Below are 16,040 nucleotides of genomic sequence, written 5' to 3' on the forward strand. Positions count from 1 at the left end.
AGAAACTGATGAGAGCCATATATCATCTTCTCTTATATGTCAGCTTCTGGAGTTGTTGCCAGGCAGCGCAGGCTGATCTGGTTGTGATAGCCAATCCACAAAGCGGCATAGAAAAATTGAGCAAAGATGAAGTGATCAACCTGTATATGGGAAGAAATCGCAAACTGACCACGGGGATGAACGCCATGCCGCTTGACCTGGCGGCAGTCAATGCTGAAAAAGCCAAATTTTATGCCATGCTAGTGAATAAGAATTTACCGGAAATTAATTCATACTGGGCCAGATTGATGTTTTCTGGACAAGGTTCCCCACCCTTACAAGTGGAGACAACAGATGAAGTATTGGATATAGTAGGTAGTAACAAGGCCGCCATTGGCTATATAGAGAGAAAGAAACTGGATAAACGGGTAAAACTGATTTATGACCCTACACAGTAAGTGATTTTGCATGTTAAGACTGCTACGTACCAGTATTGTCTATCGCAGCGCATTTATTGTGCTTGGCATTGCTCTGCTTGTCGGTATTTTCTTTGCCTTGCTCAGCTATCATTTCTCGGCAAAGTCCGAACAAGAACAGGCGCGCCAGCGCACGCAAGCCTCACTGAGCACAGTGGAAAACACCGCAAGCATCGCCTGCTTCGTACTAGACCAGAATCTGGCTGCAGAACTCGCGCGTGGATTAATAAAGAATGGCGACATCAGCCGGGTGCAGATTATCTCGGACGGTAAAGTTCTTGCCGAAGCAGACAAGCAAAGCACACAAAAATCAGAACCTTCTGCACTCACCATGTTGCCAAGCATTGATGCCTCAAGCCAATTGGTCCATGAAGTCTATTCCCCCTTCAATTCCAAAGAGAAAGTCTGCGAAATTCACCTTGACCCGAACCTGGATTTCATCCGTGAGCAAAGCACATCCAAAGCACGTTTCATTATGTATTTGCTGTTACTACAAGCCTTAGCGATGGCATCTGCTGTGGTGTATGTGGTGTTGAATATGATTACCAAACCGATCAAGAATATCTCAGACCGATTGCATACTCTTGCCCCTGAATCTGGTGACAAGCTGTGTCTGCCCGATGGCAATGAAAAAGATGAAATAGGTCAATTGGTGCGTGACGTCAACACGCTGGTCGCCAGTTTATTGGAGACCTTGAACGAAGAACGGACTTTACGTATCAAACATGCAATCGGCGAAAAGAAATTTCAAACCATTTTTGAAAACGCAGAGACCGGGATATTTCAGCTCAATTTTGCTGGCGAATTGCTTTCCTATAATCCCGCATTTCTGCGCATGTTCAGCCTGGATGCAAGTAGTGGCAGTACCAAGATAGCGAATGCCTTGACGTCCTTGCTAGAAGGGCAAGAACTGCGCCTGCATTTGATGATAGATATGGCCATCAATGAAGCTAAAGTCATGTCTGACGACTTTTATATACAACTGGCAGCTTCAACACACAAGAAATGGGTCAATCTTGTGATTAGCCCTGCCGAAGATGGTATCTTGCAGGGCTTGGTCAATGATATAACTGAACGCAAATCACAGGAAGAAAGCGCCAACCAGCTCGCAGTCACCGATCATTTGACCGGCATCAATAACCGCCTGGGCTTTGAAAAAGAAATCAGCCGCCTTTCCAAAGAGCATGGAAATGGAAATGCTTCGGGATTCTTCTTATTGATGATAGACCTGGATAAATTCAAGCAAGTCAATGACAGTCATGGTCACATAGTGGGCGATCAGGTATTGGTCCATTTTTCTCAGCTTGTCAGCAATACTGTCAGAAAATCCGATTTTGTCGCGAGGCTGGGTGGCGATGAATTCATCATCTTGCTCAAAGACTTGACGAGTCTGGAAAAAGCAGAAGAGATAGCACAAAAAATAATCACCCTGGTCAGCGAGCCAATCAGCATAAACGACAAGCTATTTGTACAAATTGGGGCCAGCATAGGAATCAGCTACACTGGCCCGACAGAATTCATTGCCGACAATTTATTAAGACAGGCAGATGCAGCCATGTATGAAGTCAAACGCAGTGGCAGGAATGCCTATCGCGTAGTCCATCTCGATGCTTATCAAAATCATCAGGATGCCGGGACTGCGTGATCTGCCAGCATGTCCATGACTACTGCTTGATACAGGATGCTGGACGACAAACTGGCTTCCTGACTGCAGGTGTAAGTCAATTTAATGACATGATCATCATCGATATTGATTGCCTTGGTAAATAGGGTGGGCCAAGGATCAGCTTCAGGATATAGCAGAAGCATCTCGCTTTCATAAGCAGCAATGTCTTTCAAGGCTGGTGCGCCAACAGATACATAGGCTGCGCACAAGGCTATCCATAGATCCTGCAAGCTCCTGGCGATGGTTTCACTTTCGAGATATGGCAGTATCTGTCGCAGTGCATTGACAGCAGTAACAATATGCAAGATGGTGAAATCTCTGGTTTGACCGTAGGCCGTCATTGCCCAACGAGCAAGTTCATCCAGAAGATGCTCTGATACCGGCGCGGCTGGCAAATGACGCAAAAACTGTTCATCATTGACAACGGCTTGCATTTTTTCAGTGATCATCCTGCCCGGATAGAGCTTACCTTCCATGCCATAAGACAAATGCTGAAACCCTGCTGCGACCGAGTTTGCAGGCGGCCTCCCTGACATATTGATGTTAATGTCAAAATTAGCAACTACCAGTGAAGCAAGCCCGGCAGCGATTTCACCATTGTGCTCCGCCTGCAAGCCATAGGAAAGTCGTATTAGCGCATGAAAAGCTGTGGTTGCCGGAGCAAATGGGACCAACGCCAAAACTTCATTGATGACTTCGTTTTTGCCGCACTCAGCGATACGCGTGGCAAAACACGTTTGTAAGTCAGCAAAACTGTCTCGTTTTCCCAAATAAACACGGAAATTTTCATACTCGATAATTTCATTTACTGGCAATCGCGGCAATGCATAAGACACCTGCCAATGTACAAAAAATTCTTGCAGGCGTTCAGCGCTCGCCCCCATACCAGCGAGAGCGCACAATGCCATAGGGCAGTGATTAGTCGTACCTTTGGCATTCAAGGCAAACTCGCTGTTTTTGTCCAGCAAATCCCTCAGAATTGCATTGCCACCCATTGATGTTATCGAAGTCCTCATTCGCATTCTCCATACTTGATTGAACTTGCTGTAGTATGCAAGTTCAAGTTAACTTGAAGTCAAGCGTTTTTTCAGAGAAAAAATTGGATCATGGCAACTATCAACACTGCAAATTTGATCAGCATAGGTGAACTTGCCAAACGTTCAGGAATCGCTGCCAGTGCTTTGCGCTTTTATGAAAGCAGGGGCTTGATCAGCAGCGTACGCGGCCCTGCGCAGCGACGCCAGTTCCAACGGGAAGTATTGCGTCGTGTGGCCTTTATAAGGGCAGCACAAACTGCTGGTTTAAGTCTGGAAGAAATAGAAACTACACTGACCGCCCTGCCCGATCAAAGAACGCCAACAAAACAGGATTGGGAGAAACTGTCAAAATCATGGCAGCCATTCATAGAGGAACGCATAAGGTCTTTGACAGCTTTGCGTGACCAGTTAAGCTCATGCATAGGTTGTGGCTGCCTTTCACTCAAATCCTGTGCTTTATATAATCCACAGGATATAGCTAATACCAAAGGCACCGGACCACGTTATTTGATGGGGGATAAATCTTCGGACCTGGTCTAATTTGTTTGATTTACGTTATTCTGTGTCTGCGTCAATTGCATCACTGCCGGTTCCCAGCAAGTTTTGCGCTGTGTCTGCCGGCAGTGCTTCTACACTCTTCAATTTTCTGGTCATCTGCCTCGTCCTGACCTCAGCCTGATCGATATTTTTCGCTGCCTTTTCCAGTGCGACTTTGGTCGCAGTCAGCACATCTGCAAATTTGCCAAACTCTGTCTTGACTGCGCCCAGCACCTGCCAGACTTCGGATGAACGTTGTTCCAATACCAGACTGCGGAAACCCATTTGCAGGCTGTTCAACAATGCAGACAAGGTAGATGGACCGGAAATGGAGACGCGGCAAGTGCGTTGCAATTCATCCGCCAGGCCAGGCCGGCGCATGACTTCTGCATACAGACCCTCTGTCGGCAAAAACAGGATGGCGAAATCCGTCGTCAGCGGTGGCGACAGGTATTTCTCGGAAATGGTTTTGGCTTCCAGGCGTATCGCTCTTTCCAGCTCTTTGCCTGCCTGCGCTACCCCTTCCGCATCGGCACGTTCTGCGGCATCGATCAGACGCTCATATTGTTCTTTGGGGAATTTCGCATCGATGGGCATCCATACCGGCGCCCTGTTTACTTCCTTGCCCGGTAGCTTGATGGCAAATTCCACACGCTCACCTGAGCCTGGTACGGTTTCTACATTCTTGGCATACTGGTCTGGCGTCAGCATTTGCTCCAGTACCATTTCCAGTTGCACTTCACCCCAGGTGCCACGGGTTTTCACATTCGTCAGCACCCGCTTGAGATCACCGACACCAATGGCGAGTTGCTGCATTTCACCCAGGCCCTGATGCACTTTTTCGAGGCGATCAGAAACCAGCTTGAATGATTCACCCAGACGCTGTTCCAGCGTGGCATGCAGCTTTTCATCGACGGTCTTGCGCATTTCTTCGAGCTTGCCAGCATTGTCTGCCTGCAATTGCTGTATTTTTTGTTCCAGCGTTGCGCGTATTTCATTCATGCGCTGGGCATTTGATTCTGTCAGTGCAAGCAGAGTTTGATTCAGGCTGTCGCCAAAACGCTTCAGGCTTTGGCCCTGCTCATCACGCGCGACCTGCCCTTGCAGAATGAAAGCCTGCCTGAACTGTTCCAGTTGCTGGGCATTGGTTTCATTGAGCTTCACCAGTTGCTGGGAAAAAGCATCGATCTGGTTGTTTTGCAGGGTCGCCACGCTCGTCAACTGGGCGGCCAGGTTTTGCTGCAACTGCCCAAAGCTGCCAGCCAGTTCCTGGCGTCCAGTTTGCGCTGTCAATTGCACCTGCTCTCTCAAACCACGTTCACTACGCTCCTGCGTCATTTGTGACTGCTGTTGGGTCTGGCGGAGTTGTTCCTGTATGGCGAGGATGCCGGCCACGTCTTGATTACCCGTCTTGCGCAGCAGAAGCACAATATTAAAGACCACGGCCAGCGCAGCCAGCAAAAGTATCAGTACCTCAAACAGACTCATAGAAAAATATTCAGGTGAAAAAGGGATTTCAAATTCCGAAACTTGGAAATTCAGCCAGGACGGTTACGCATCCAGTCAGCCGTCTGATAAAACGATTGCATCAAATGCTGCTGCAAATCTTCGCTGACACCGATATCCTGCATGGCCCAGGCCATGCAGCGCAGCCATTGATCGCGTTCGCTGCTGGAAATGGCATATGGCAGATGACGAGCACGCAGGCGCGGGTGACCAAACTGTTCGATATACAGATCAGGGCCACCCATCCAGCCTGACAAGAACCAGTACAGCTTGTCGCGTGACCCATCCATGGGAGTGGGATGCAATGCGCGTATGCCAGCAAATTCTGGCTCCAGCTCCATCAAGTCATAAAAACGATCAACCATCTCACGCAGTTTGTCTGCGCCACCCAGCAATTCATACAAATTGACCTGGGCTTCTTCATTATTTTCAACTTCAGTATTCATGTCATCACTTATTTAAAACCACTCTTAAAACCACTCAGAGTGCCGGCCTTGCCTGATTCACCCACAATTGCACTGCAGGTCTTTGCCATTGTTGTGCCGCGAATCGGGATAATTTTTCAGGCACATGGTCACCATGCAGTGCCAGGCGATTAATCATCAGGGCAAGATCGAGATCGGCGACAGACCAGTCACCAAAGAGATTTTCAGCATCATCTGGCACCAGTGACTCACCGACCAGAAACAATTGCCCTGCTGCTGCCTTAGCCGCGTCAGACAAGGGTTCCAGCTTCTTGCCATAGAAAATGACCTGGGTATTGCGCTCTACCCGTATCGGCATCAGGGCGCTGCGTATCCAGGCTTGCACTTGCCGTGCCCTGGCACGTGCGTGAATTTCCTTGGGATAAACTGCTTGCTTAGGAAATACTTCGTCCAGATACTCGGTAATCGCCGATGATTCGGACAAAGCAAAACCATTGTGCACCAGTGTAGGCACGCGCTGTGTCAGGGACGTAGCGGCATAATCATGTGCATGCTGGGCATTTGCTTCCAGATCTACCGTCAGCAAATCAAAGTCAAGACCTTTCTCCTGCAGCGTGACGAAAACAGACATCGCATAGGGGCTGGTGAATTGTGAATCTACATAGAGTTTGATGTCTTGTTTTTGCAAAATAAATCCTTTTAAATTAATTCAGTAGCCGCCCTGCTATCAAGTCTCACGCAGGCTTTGCAAAGGTGGTTGGTTCAACACATTGCGCAAGCCCAGCCAGCCACCTATCACGGCGCAAGTTGCACCGACAATCAAGCCTGCCAGCCAGACCAGTGGCGAGAAAGTCCAATCAAAATTGAAACTGAAACGTGCCAATGCCCAGCCGATGGCAGACGCACCTGATGCCGCCAATACGCCGGACAAGCCGCCTATCAGCAAAAACTCTATCCACTGCGCCTGTGATAATTGCTTGCGGGTTGCACCGAGGGCGCGCAAGAGTGCAGCTTCACGCATGCGCACGTCTTGCGAACCCGCCAGCGCTGCATACAGCACCAGCACGCCCGAAGCAAGCGTGAACATGAACAAGAATTCTACTGCCGTAATCACCTGATCCAGCACGTCCTGCATTTGCTTGATCATGGCGCCGACATCCACCACCGTCAGATTAGGAAAATCACGCATCAGGTGATTGACGAAGGTTTTATCTTTTTCAGGCAAACGGAAAGCCGTAATCCATGTCTGCGGCATATCCACCATCGCCTTTGGGTTGATGATGACAAAGAAATTCACCCGCATAGAACCCCAGTCCAGCTTGCGCAGACTGGTGATGGTAGCAGTCACTTGCTGCCCGGCGATATCGAAAGTCATCTTGTCGCCCAGCTTTAATTTCAAGGTCTTTGCTATCCCCTCCTCCACAGAAGCCTCGGCTTCTGTTGCCTTGCCATCGTCATACCAACGACCCGCAGTGATCTTGTTCAGTGCAGGCATATCGGCCATGGTCGACAAATTGAATTCCCTGTCTACCATGCGCTTGGCCTGGTCTTCTATATAGGTGTCGCCAGTGATCTGCTTGTCATTCAATGCAATCAAGCGCCCACGTATCATTGGATAAATCTGGGGCTTGCCAAATGCATCCAACTGTTTAGTAATATTTTCTTTTTGATCTGGCTGTATATTGATGACAAACTGATTCGGTGCATCTGCTGGCGTCGCTTTTTTCCACGCCGTGATCAGGTCGCCGCGTACCACAGTCAATAACAATAAGGCCATCAAGCCCAGTGCCAGTGAGACGACTTGTATCACAGTCGCGCCAGGTCGCCTTTGCAAGGCAGTAATGGCAAAACGCCAGGCAGAATGTGCAAATAATGTACGCATGCGTTTGAGTGCAAACATACCCAGCCATGCAACCAACGCGAATACCAGCAAGCCAGCCAGAAAGCCAGCCGCAGTCATCAAGCCCAACTTGATATCAGCCGTTTGCCAAAGCAACAAAGCCACGAACATCCCAAGACCGCAGGCATAAGTTACCAACGTCATTGCCTTGGGTGCTTCTTGCTCACGTCGTATGACGCGGTTATGCGGCACATTACGCAATTGCAAAATAGGTGGCAAGGCAAATCCAACCAGTAACAACAAGCCTGTGGCGATGCCCTGCAAAGCAGGCAAGAAATTCGCGTCAGGCAAGTCCTTAGCGACCAGCTTACCCAACCATTCCAGTAAAACATAATGGCCTGCGTAACCCAGCAGCACACCAGCGATACTACCCAGCAACCCCAGAATCAGGAATTCAATCAGATACATAGACATGACCTGGTTTTGCGTCAGCCCGAGGCAACGCAACATGGCGCAGGCATCCAGATGGCGCAACATGAAACGCCGTGCCGCCATGGCAATCGCAACTGCAGCCAGCATGGCTGACAACAGACTCACCAGCGACAGGAATTGATCTGCCCTGTCCAGCGTGGCACGCATTTCTGGCCGCCCTGCAGCCAACGATTCGAGGCGTACGCCTTTCAACTTCTCGCCCTCTATTTTTCCCTGCAACTCTTTTTGATAGGTAGCGATAAGCTTGGCATCACCAGCCATGAGTAAGCGGTAAGTTACGCGTGAACCATTTTGTATCAGCTTGCTGGCGGGTATATCCGTCAGCGATATCATGGCACGCGGCGCAAAATTCATGAAACCGGCACCACGGTCTGGCTCCGTGCCTATGGTCTGGGTTACTGTCAATTGCAGTTCGCCCAGTTTGATTTTTTGGCCAACATTCAAATTCAAGGCCGACAGCAAGGCAGGATCTACCCACACTGTGCCAGTCTGCGGGACGACATCGGTAGGAACTTCTACTTCACCCTTGTTCAACTTCAACTTGCCACGCAAGGGGTAATCTGCACTCACTGCCTTTAAAGATACCAGGCGGGATACAGCTTCATCACCCTCACCTGCCAATGCCATGGAGGGAAAGACTACAGTTTCCGCTGTCTTTAAGCCGCGCTTTTCTGCTTCTTGTCGCCATTCTGGCTTGATAGGCTGGTCAGCAGCGACCAGCAAGTCAGCACCCAGCAATTGATGCGCATCACGGTTGAGGCCGCTGCGCATCCTGTCCGTAAAAAAACCTACCGAGGCCAGGGAGGCCACGGCAATCATCAAGGCAATCAGTAAAAAGCGCAGCTCACCAGCACGCCAGTCACGCATCGTCATACTGAGAGAGAGTTTAAACATAGTTGCCTTGTCAATACAGAAATAAAATAATCGAAACACATGCAAAACACAGCGCCACTTGGCGCCAACATACAGTAGTGCTGCAAAACAGTTTTTAGTTCAAAGATTGCCGTGGTTTTTTACTCAGATGCCAGCGCATTCGCAAAATCATCCAGCAAATCCTGAGTATCTTCTATGCCGACCGAAACGCGTATCAGGGAATCCGCTATCCCCATCTCGGCCCGGCGTTCTGCCCCCATCTCAAAGAAAATGGTGTGCGCAACCGGAATCACAAGGGTACGGGTGTCACCAAGATGCGTTGCATTGATTGCGAGCTTCAAGCGGTTCAGGTAATCGAAACAATCAATCTCTGGCTTTAGCTCAAAGCTGAACAGGGCCCCATATGCCGAAAACAAATCCGTCGCCAGGTCATGCTGCGGATGATCTGGCAAGCCGGGGTAATGCACCACTGCCACGCGCGGATCGGCTGCGAGCATTTTTGCCAGCGCCATTGCATTCGTGCATTCCCTTTCCTGACGCAGTGCTATCGTTTCTGCCCCTACCGCGACCTGATGTGCAGCCTCTGGTGAAATGGAAGCGCCGAAATCGCGCAAGGCTTTTGCCCTGATTTGTGCCAAGCCTTGCATGTGTGAAGGCTGTTTGCGGAAATTGGCTGCAATATTTGGAAACAGGCTCCAGTCAAACAAACCAGTATCCGTCAAGGCACCACCCAGTACATTGCCATGTCCTGCGATGGATTTAGTGAGGGAATTGACAACCAAGCCTGCATACACAGCTTTGGGCTGAAACAGATAAGGCGAAGTCATGGTGTTATCAACCACAAACAGGATGCCTTTTTCAAGGCATAGCTCACCTATTTTTTTCAAATCAGCGATTTGTGTACGTGGGTTGGCGATGGTCTCTACAAATACCATGCGGGTCGCTGGCGTCAGTGCAGCAGCAACATGGGCAACATCAGTAGCATCTACCAGGGACACATTGACACCCTGCCCAGCAACGGTTTGCCACAGACTGTTGGTATTGCCAAACAAGAATGACGATGACACCACATGATCGCCCTGACGCAATAATGCCTGGAACACTGCGCCGATGGCAGCCATGCCGGTTGCGAAGGCAATCGTGCCCAGTCCACCTTCCATCTTGCTGATTTTCTCTTCCAACGCCGACACGGTGGGATTGCCCTGGCGACCATAGCGGTAGCCAGATTGTTTATTCTGGAACACGGCAGCCAGATCACGTGCGTCACGATATCCATACATGACCGATGTATGGATAGGCTTATGGATAGAGCCATGCTCTATGTCTTTTTGTCTGTCGCTATGCAGGATAGTGGTAGTAAAACCGTATTGGGGTGGTTTAGGTGTCGTGCTCATAGTGCCGGGATATGAATATAAAATAAAAGCGAGTTCTGGGAGTTTAACCCAGAACTCGCTTTTTCATTTTGGCACAGGGGCAGCAAGACTAGCTGAATCACTCCTTGAGCAAGAAAGTCTCAATCAACTCGGCCAATTTCTCAGGCTGATCATGATGCAGCATATGCCCGGCATCCATGATCATTTCCTTTTTCAATTGCGGAATGTACGCGAGCCGCCTGTCTATTTCCACACGCGCCTCTTCTTTTGGCCCCATCCAGTGCCAGACATTGGTGTCATCTGCCTCCATCCACAACACTGGCGCAGTGATTTTTTGCCAACAGGCCATGACCTCTTCCACTCTGTACAGCAGCGGACTAGTTTGCTTGTGAGCCGGATCACCCAAAATCTCCCAGCAACCGGGGCTGGTTTCCCTAGCCCAATGAGCAGAAAGAAATGCTGCTCTTTCATCCGACAAGCGTGGATTGGTTTTTTGCAAACGGGCGGCTACTTCTGTCTGCGAGGCGTAAGTGCGCAAGCTGGCCTGACTTTCCAGCTCATCCAGCCATTTCCTGTAGCGCCCTGGCGCCTGCTTGGGATGGGTGACTGGCATGCCAAAGCCTTCCAGATTAATAAACTTGCGCACACGCTCAGGGCGCACGCCTGCATACAGGCCAGCAACGTTCGCGCCCATGCTGTGGCCAAGCAGGTTCACGGGTTCATTCGGCGATATATGCCTTAGCAATGCATCGAGGTCACCCAGATAATCCGGGAACCAGTAAGTATCTACCTTGGGTGACTCTGTCAATCCAAAGCCGCGCCAGTCAGGCGCGAGCACTTGCCAATCTTGTTTCAGACAATCAACGACAAACTGAAAAGAAGCGGACACGTCCATCCAGCCATGCAGCATGATGATCTTGGGTGCATCTTCCCGCCCCCAACTGCGCACATGGTATTGCAGGCCACGGATATCAAGAAAGGATGTGCGTGAAGGCTTGAATAGAGAATTCATAAAAATTTAATATTTTTCATCTGTAAATACAGGCAAACGCCAGCCTGCACAGCGGATTATCAAGTAGCATGAGAGCAATGCGGCCTAGCAATACAACAACACAATAGCACGACCGTTCGATTATTATAACGGAGACAGGATGAAGCAGTTGAACAAACTCAAAGACAAGACTAAAAACAATACAAAAGCTGACCGAACTGATCAAGTTGACCATTATGAGCAGCTTTACCATGAATTCAGATGGGATGTGCCCAGCAATTTCAATATCGCAGAAGCTTGCTGTCACCGCTGGGCGGCAAATCACAAACATGCAAAGAAGGCGGCCATACTGTATGAAGACAGCGAAGGTAACAGCCGCCGCCTGACTTATCAGCAGTTGCATGAACAAGCCAATCAACTCGCCAATCTATTCTTGCAGGAAGGCATACAACGTGGTGACGTAGTAGCTTGCATCTTGCCACAAAGACCAGAAACGGCAATCGCCATCATGGCTTGCCTACAAATTGGCGCCATCGTCATGCCCTTGTCTTTTTTGTTCGGGCCTGATGCACTCGAATATAGGCTGCAACATAGTCAGTCCATCGCCATCATCCTGGACGACAGTGGAATAAAGGCATTTGAAGAAATTCGCGACCGCTGTCCCGACCTGAAAACTGTCATTAGTCTGGATTGCACTGCCAGCAACGACATGCCGCCCTGCATAGACTGGGAAACACATGTACCCAACATGCCTGTCACTTCCCACATTGCCGATACCCGCTCCAGTGATCCGGCCGTCCTGATATACACCAGCGGCACTACCGGTGCACCCAAAGGTGCGCTAATACCACACTCAGCAATTATCGGTAACCTGACAGGCTTTGTGGCTTCGCAAAACTGGTTCCCGCAAGACGAAGATGTATTTTGGTCGCCAGCGGATTGGGCCTGGACCGGCGGCTTGATGGATGCCCTATTGCCTACCCTGTATTTTGGCAAACCCATCGTCGGCTACCAAGGGCGCTTTTCTGCGGACACTGCCTACTATCTGCTGGAAAAATACAAGATCACCAATACCTTCCTTTTCCCAACTGCCTTGAAAATGATGATGAAGGCGGAAGCGCAACCGAGGGAAAAATACAAGCTTTCACTGCGCGCGATCATGACTGCGGGCGAAGCCGTTGGTGATGCAGTCTTCAACTGGTGCGAACAAGCACTGCACATCATTCCAAATGAGATGTTTGGCCAGACTGAAATGAACTACATCGTCGGCAACAGCCACCAACTGTGGCCAGCCAAACCTGGCAGCATGGGGAGACCGTATCCAGGGCACAAAGTTGCTATCATCGATGATGATGGTAATGAGGTAGAAAATGGCGATATTGGCGAAGTTGCCATGAGTCGTTATGATGCCTATGGTCACCTAGATCCCGTGTTCTTTCTGGGTTACTGGAAAAACGACGAAGCCACTCGCAATAAATTCACAGGCGACTGGTGCAGAACTGGTGATCTGGCCACTCGTGATGATGATGGCTATCTTTGGTACCAGGGCCGGGCAGACGACATGTTCAAAGCTGCTGGTTACCGCATTGGCCCCTCAGAAATCGAAAATTGCCTGGTCAAACATGCGGCAGTAGCAAATGTGGCTGTGGTGCCCAAACCTGACAAAGAGCGCGGCAACCTGGTCAAAGCCTATGTGGTACTGAGCCAGGGCTATCAGGGTGATGATGCTCTGGTCAAAGAATTACAGAACCATGTGCGTGGAAAACTGGCACCGTATGAATATCCCAAAGAGATAGAGTTCATTGATGCCCTGCCCATGACCACTACTGGAAAAGTACAGCGCCGTATATTAAGACTGCGAGAACAAGAACGCGCAACGCAAAATTCAGACAGCGTCAGTGTTGCGCCAACACCGTCGCATTGACCAGGTTGGCAACCTGGTCAAGCATATCGCTAATGGTCTTGCCGTAAAGCGTGCTGTTAAAAGCTGCGCCATCAAAAACATGCTCGCGCCCTATGCTCACGTTGCCAGAAACCGTCGTGGAAAATTCTTGCTGCACCAGCAGTTGACCAGAGCGTGCGTCATAGATACGCACATCCAGTTCTATGGCACGTGTTCTTTTTTGCGTCAGACCGAACAGATTGCTATCTATTTTAGTACCTGCATTGCGGATCTCGCCGGAGACAATGTAGCGACTGCCAAACGTTTGCCCAAGTTGCTGCAAGAGCTTCGCTGGCGGGGCATCCTGCTGCCAGTCAAACGACAATAGATCAGGGGAGGTGCGAACCTGAACTTGCCGCTCCCGAATCAACCTGCGGGCAATAGCCTTGGGAAAACCCTGGGCCGCATCATCAATATCAAGTACTTGCACAGGTTTGTTGACAGCAAAGCCTGTCAATACCAATGCCTTATTGGGCGGCAAACCGGGATCAGTCATTTGTGCAGTGGAGTGCGCAGAAAAGCATGCGCCGAGTAAAATTAACGCGATCCGGTTTACCATTGAGCTAAAGCCTGTCATTTTGTTCTTTTCAGGAATGATTAGCTTTGATTACGACAGCATTAGCAACAACTTTAAGCATCCATTACAATCAGCAGATTCCCAACCTGACTTGATGAAACAGAATAATGAATTCCACCCTGACTATTGCGCTGGTCAAAGCTGATGATGCAAGCGCCGTCTTAGCCTTTGAGCAGGAAAATCGTAATCACTTTGAAGAATGGATAGCAAGCCGTGGCGATGATTTCTATTCCTTGCAAGAAGTACGTTCCAGCCTGGAGCAGGCGCAATACCTGGCCAGTGCCAAGCGCGAATATCACTACCTTGCCTGGGTGGGAAACGAAGTTGTAGGTCGCATCACCCTGCGCGGCGTCGAGCAAGACCAATACCACAAGGCGTTCCTGGGCTACCGCTTCAGCCAGCGCCACGGTGGCCATGGTTATGCTACTGCTGCAGTCAATGCGGTAGTGGAACAAGCATTTAAAGAATTCAAGCTCAACCGGATAGAAGCGGTAGTGATTATCGACAATCTGCCATCTCAGGCCATCATGCGTAAATGTGGCTTTGATGAATTTGGTCATTCCCATGCCTCCGTGCTCAGAAATGGCATCTGGATGGACATGCTGCACTATGAAAAGCTGAATACAGTGCGGCCTGTCTGAATGACGGCTCAGCCCCAGAATTTTGCAGTTCATCGCAAAGCGAGCGCAGGTGCAGATAAAATTGGTAATACTGAATCATCTGCACACGCTTTTAGAGATATTTAGACCGGAGCGAGTGCAGCACACTTACCTTTGGAGACATTCATGCGCCGTTTATTGTTGATATCTGCCCTGCTGCTCAGTTCTACTGCTTTCGCCGATGAGCAAACTCGTAACTTGCCCACATTTAAATCCATCAAGACCCGTAGTGCTTTCAGTCTGGTAGTTGAGGTCGGTAAAACCCAGTCTGTACAAATCAAAGGCAGTGAGAGGTTTATCAATAATGTCACTACCGAGGTCATCGGCGATGAACTGGTGATTTCATATAAAGAAAAAAACTCAGTCAAAATCAGTGACAATTCCCAGGTCATTATCAGTATTCCAGAATTGAGCAAATTCAAGATGGAAGGTGCTGGCAAAACCGTACTGAACAATCTTTCTGGCCCGCACTTTGCCTTGTCTTATGAAGGTGCCGGATTGTTGGTGGCAAACGGCAAGGTGAAGTCATTCACCTTGCGTGCCGAAGGTGTGGGCCTGGTAGAAACCAAGGACTTGATCGCCGAACAGGTGGATGCCCGCATCGAAGGTGTGGGTTCGGTTTCAGTCAATGCACGCGATAGCCTGAATGCATCTGTACAAGGCATAGGCAGCCTCACCTACTACGGCCACCCACGCAATGTCAGCAAATCTGTGGAAGGCATAGGTTCGGTACGTGCCGGTGATTAAACACAGCTCCCTACCAAACTAGGCGTTTGCAGCGGCCTGCAAGGCTCGCAGTTCATCCTCATCGAAACCTGCTGCCCGTCTGCCTTCCAGGTCAAAAGGCCCCCGCACTGGCGGTGCGTTGTATTTACGGGTCATCTCGGCATACGTCGAAATAATATCCAGACCCTGTTCTGCGCACAGCTTCTTATACCAAAAATTGCCAATGGCGACATGGCCAATTTCGTCGCGCAGGATAATCGCCAAAATATCGGTAGCTGCCTGGTCACCTGCCTGCGCCAGCTTGGCCATGACGGCAGGCGTAGCATCCAGGCCACGCGCTTCAAGTGTGCGCGGCACTAAAGCAAGGCGGGCTAACAGATCGCCCTTGGTTTTCTCCGCCATCTCCCACATGCTGTTGTGCGCCGGGAAATCTCCATAAGCAAAGCCCTGGCTACGCAAATGTCCAACCAGCAATTGGAAGTGATAGGCCTCCTCTTTAACTACTTGCAACCAATCGAGATAAAACTGTGCGGGCATGCCGGCAAAGCGCCAGATGATGTCTGCCGCCAGATTGACTGCATTCAGTTCTATATGTGCCAGTGCATGAATGAGCACTGCTCTGCCTTCAACCGTATTCATGGCGCGACGGCCTACCTTAGCTGGCGGCACTAACTCAGGCTTGCTCAAACGCCCGGGGATTCCTTCAGGCTCTGTAAATTCGGCAGCGACATCCAGTAAGGACTCCTTGGAAATTGCATGGATAGCTTCACATTTGCGTTGAGGATCTGGTTCCAGCACTGCAGCCAATGCGCATGCTCTTAACTCATTAATAACTTTATCTTTCATAGATGGGCAAAGTCGGGCAAGCAAACCCGCTGGGGTTTACAATACGGGCTCTACCCAATAATGCGTTATAAATAATGCGCCATTTTACGGAATAA

Annotated in this window: 15 protein-coding genes; 6 read left to right on the forward strand and 9 right to left on the reverse strand. The window is 49.8% G+C overall.

The features are described 5' to 3' along the window. Positions 1 to 8 precede the first annotated feature (8 nt). Together H8L47_RS02455 and H8L47_RS02460 are read left to right on the forward strand one after the other, a co-directional pair. Positions 9 to 437, forward strand: coding sequence for a hypothetical protein (locus H8L47_RS02455; protein ID WP_186951639.1), 429 nt, complete (start codon positions 9 to 11; stop codon positions 435 to 437). Between the two features lie 10 nt (positions 438 to 447). Then, a complete protein-coding gene (locus H8L47_RS02460) occupies positions 448 to 2,100 on the forward strand; it encodes a diguanylate cyclase domain-containing protein (protein ID WP_186951640.1) in 1,653 nt (550 codons plus the stop codon). On the opposite strand, the gene H8L47_RS02465 is transcribed toward H8L47_RS02460, so the two are convergent. Beyond that, a complete protein-coding gene (locus H8L47_RS02465; RefSeq protein ID WP_186951641.1) occupies positions 2,079 to 3,137 on the reverse strand; it encodes a questin oxidase family protein in 1,059 nt (352 codons plus the stop codon). The genes H8L47_RS02460 and H8L47_RS02465 overlap by 22 nt on opposite strands. Before the next feature lie 90 nt (positions 3,138 to 3,227). Between H8L47_RS02465 and soxR the strand changes: the two genes are divergently transcribed. Next, positions 3,228 to 3,698 (forward strand): redox-sensitive transcriptional activator SoxR, encoded by a 471-nt coding sequence (soxR, locus tag H8L47_RS02470; protein ID WP_186951642.1) that lies wholly within the window; start codon positions 3,228 to 3,230, stop codon positions 3,696 to 3,698. 15 nt (positions 3,699 to 3,713) lie between these two features. On the opposite strand, the gene H8L47_RS02475 is transcribed toward soxR, so the two are convergent. From H8L47_RS02475 to H8L47_RS02500, 6 genes are all read right to left on the reverse strand, one after another. Then, entirely contained in the window at positions 3,714 to 5,183 is a 1,470-nt protein-coding gene (locus tag H8L47_RS02475; RefSeq protein WP_186951643.1) for a DNA recombination protein RmuC, read from the reverse strand. Positions 5,184 to 5,233: 50 nt separating this feature from the next. Further along, on the reverse strand, positions 5,234 to 5,647 hold the full coding sequence (locus H8L47_RS02480; RefSeq protein ID WP_186951644.1) for a group II truncated hemoglobin: 414 nt from the start codon (positions 5,645 to 5,647) through the stop codon (positions 5,234 to 5,236). 34 nt (positions 5,648 to 5,681) lie between these two features. Next, complete coding sequence (gene yfcF / locus H8L47_RS02485; protein WP_186951645.1) at positions 5,682 to 6,314, reverse strand: glutathione transferase; 633 nt, start codon at positions 6,312 to 6,314, stop codon at positions 5,682 to 5,684. A 39-nt stretch (positions 6,315 to 6,353) separates the two neighbouring features. Next, positions 6,354 to 8,852, reverse strand: coding sequence for an ABC transporter permease (locus tag H8L47_RS02490; RefSeq protein WP_186951646.1), 2,499 nt, complete (start codon positions 8,850 to 8,852; stop codon positions 6,354 to 6,356). Positions 8,853 to 8,971: 119 nt separating this feature from the next. Then, positions 8,972 to 10,225 carry a cystathionine gamma-synthase family protein gene (locus H8L47_RS02495; protein WP_186951647.1) on the reverse strand — a complete coding sequence of 418 codons (1,254 nt, stop codon included), beginning with the start codon at positions 10,223 to 10,225 and terminating at the stop codon, positions 8,972 to 8,974. Positions 10,226 to 10,322: 97 nt separating this feature from the next. Continuing rightward, positions 10,323 to 11,216: an alpha/beta fold hydrolase gene (locus H8L47_RS02500; protein ID WP_186951648.1), complete on the reverse strand. Its 894-nt coding sequence runs from the start codon at positions 11,214 to 11,216 to the stop codon at positions 10,323 to 10,325. A gap of 139 nt (positions 11,217 to 11,355) precedes the next feature. Here H8L47_RS02500 and H8L47_RS02505 point away from each other — a divergent pair, with 139 nt between their 5' ends. Beyond that, positions 11,356 to 13,119, forward strand: coding sequence for an acyl-CoA synthetase (locus tag H8L47_RS02505; RefSeq protein ID WP_186951649.1), 1,764 nt, complete (start codon positions 11,356 to 11,358; stop codon positions 13,117 to 13,119). On the opposite strand, the gene H8L47_RS02510 is transcribed toward H8L47_RS02505, so the two are convergent. After that, positions 13,091 to 13,633, reverse strand: coding sequence for a flagella assembly protein FlgT middle domain-containing protein (locus H8L47_RS02510; protein ID WP_186951650.1), 543 nt, complete (start codon positions 13,631 to 13,633; stop codon positions 13,091 to 13,093). The two genes, H8L47_RS02505 and H8L47_RS02510, sit on opposite strands and share 29 nt — an antisense overlap. A gap of 188 nt (positions 13,634 to 13,821) precedes the next feature. Here H8L47_RS02510 and H8L47_RS02515 point away from each other — a divergent pair, with 188 nt between their 5' ends. Both H8L47_RS02515 and H8L47_RS02520 read left to right on the forward strand, forming a co-directional pair. Continuing rightward, entirely contained in the window at positions 13,822 to 14,355 is a 534-nt protein-coding gene (locus tag H8L47_RS02515) for a GNAT family N-acetyltransferase (protein ID WP_186951651.1), read from the forward strand. 144 nt (positions 14,356 to 14,499) lie between these two features. Beyond that, positions 14,500 to 15,120, forward strand: coding sequence for a GIN domain-containing protein (locus tag H8L47_RS02520; protein WP_186951652.1), 621 nt, complete (start codon positions 14,500 to 14,502; stop codon positions 15,118 to 15,120). 18 nt (positions 15,121 to 15,138) lie between these two features. On the opposite strand, the gene H8L47_RS02525 is transcribed toward H8L47_RS02520, so the two are convergent. Further along, positions 15,139 to 15,945, reverse strand: coding sequence for a ferritin-like domain-containing protein (locus H8L47_RS02525; RefSeq protein WP_186951653.1), 807 nt, complete (start codon positions 15,943 to 15,945; stop codon positions 15,139 to 15,141). Positions 15,946 to 16,040 lie beyond the last annotated feature (95 nt).

Source organism: Undibacterium umbellatum (genome assembly GCF_014284125.1).
Taxonomy (GTDB): Bacteria; Pseudomonadota; Gammaproteobacteria; order Burkholderiales; family Burkholderiaceae_D; genus Undibacterium; species Undibacterium umbellatum.

Excerpts from the sequence above, each read along its gene's own strand:
- H8L47_RS02455 (WP_186951639.1), top strand. The coding sequence starts at position 9 with ATGAGAGCCATATATCATCTTCTCTTATATGTCAGCTTCTGGAGTTGT.
- H8L47_RS02460 (WP_186951640.1), top strand. The coding sequence starts at position 448 with ATGTTAAGACTGCTACGTACCAGTATTGTCTATCGCAGCGCATTTATT.
- H8L47_RS02465 (WP_186951641.1), bottom strand. The coding sequence starts at position 3,137 with ATGAGGACTTCGATAACATCAATGGGTGGCAATGCAATTCTGAGGGAT.
- soxR (WP_186951642.1), top strand. The coding sequence starts at position 3,228 with ATGGCAACTATCAACACTGCAAATTTGATCAGCATAGGTGAACTTGCC.
- H8L47_RS02475 (WP_186951643.1), bottom strand. The coding sequence starts at position 5,183 with ATGAGTCTGTTTGAGGTACTGATACTTTTGCTGGCTGCGCTGGCCGTG.
- H8L47_RS02480 (WP_186951644.1), bottom strand. The coding sequence starts at position 5,647 with ATGAATACTGAAGTTGAAAATAATGAAGAAGCCCAGGTCAATTTGTAT.
- H8L47_RS02490 (WP_186951646.1), bottom strand. The coding sequence starts at position 8,852 with ATGTTTAAACTCTCTCTCAGTATGACGATGCGTGACTGGCGTGCTGGT.
- H8L47_RS02495 (WP_186951647.1), bottom strand. The coding sequence starts at position 10,225 with ATGAGCACGACACCTAAACCACCCCAATACGGTTTTACTACCACTATC.
- H8L47_RS02500 (WP_186951648.1), bottom strand. The coding sequence starts at position 11,216 with ATGAATTCTCTATTCAAGCCTTCACGCACATCCTTTCTTGATATCCGT.
- H8L47_RS02505 (WP_186951649.1), top strand. The coding sequence starts at position 11,356 with ATGAAGCAGTTGAACAAACTCAAAGACAAGACTAAAAACAATACAAAA.
- H8L47_RS02510 (WP_186951650.1), bottom strand. The coding sequence starts at position 13,633 with ATGACTGATCCCGGTTTGCCGCCCAATAAGGCATTGGTATTGACAGGC.
- H8L47_RS02515 (WP_186951651.1), top strand. The coding sequence starts at position 13,822 with ATGAATTCCACCCTGACTATTGCGCTGGTCAAAGCTGATGATGCAAGC.
- H8L47_RS02520 (WP_186951652.1), top strand. The coding sequence starts at position 14,500 with ATGCGCCGTTTATTGTTGATATCTGCCCTGCTGCTCAGTTCTACTGCT.
- H8L47_RS02525 (WP_186951653.1), bottom strand. The coding sequence starts at position 15,945 with ATGAAAGATAAAGTTATTAATGAGTTAAGAGCATGCGCATTGGCTGCA.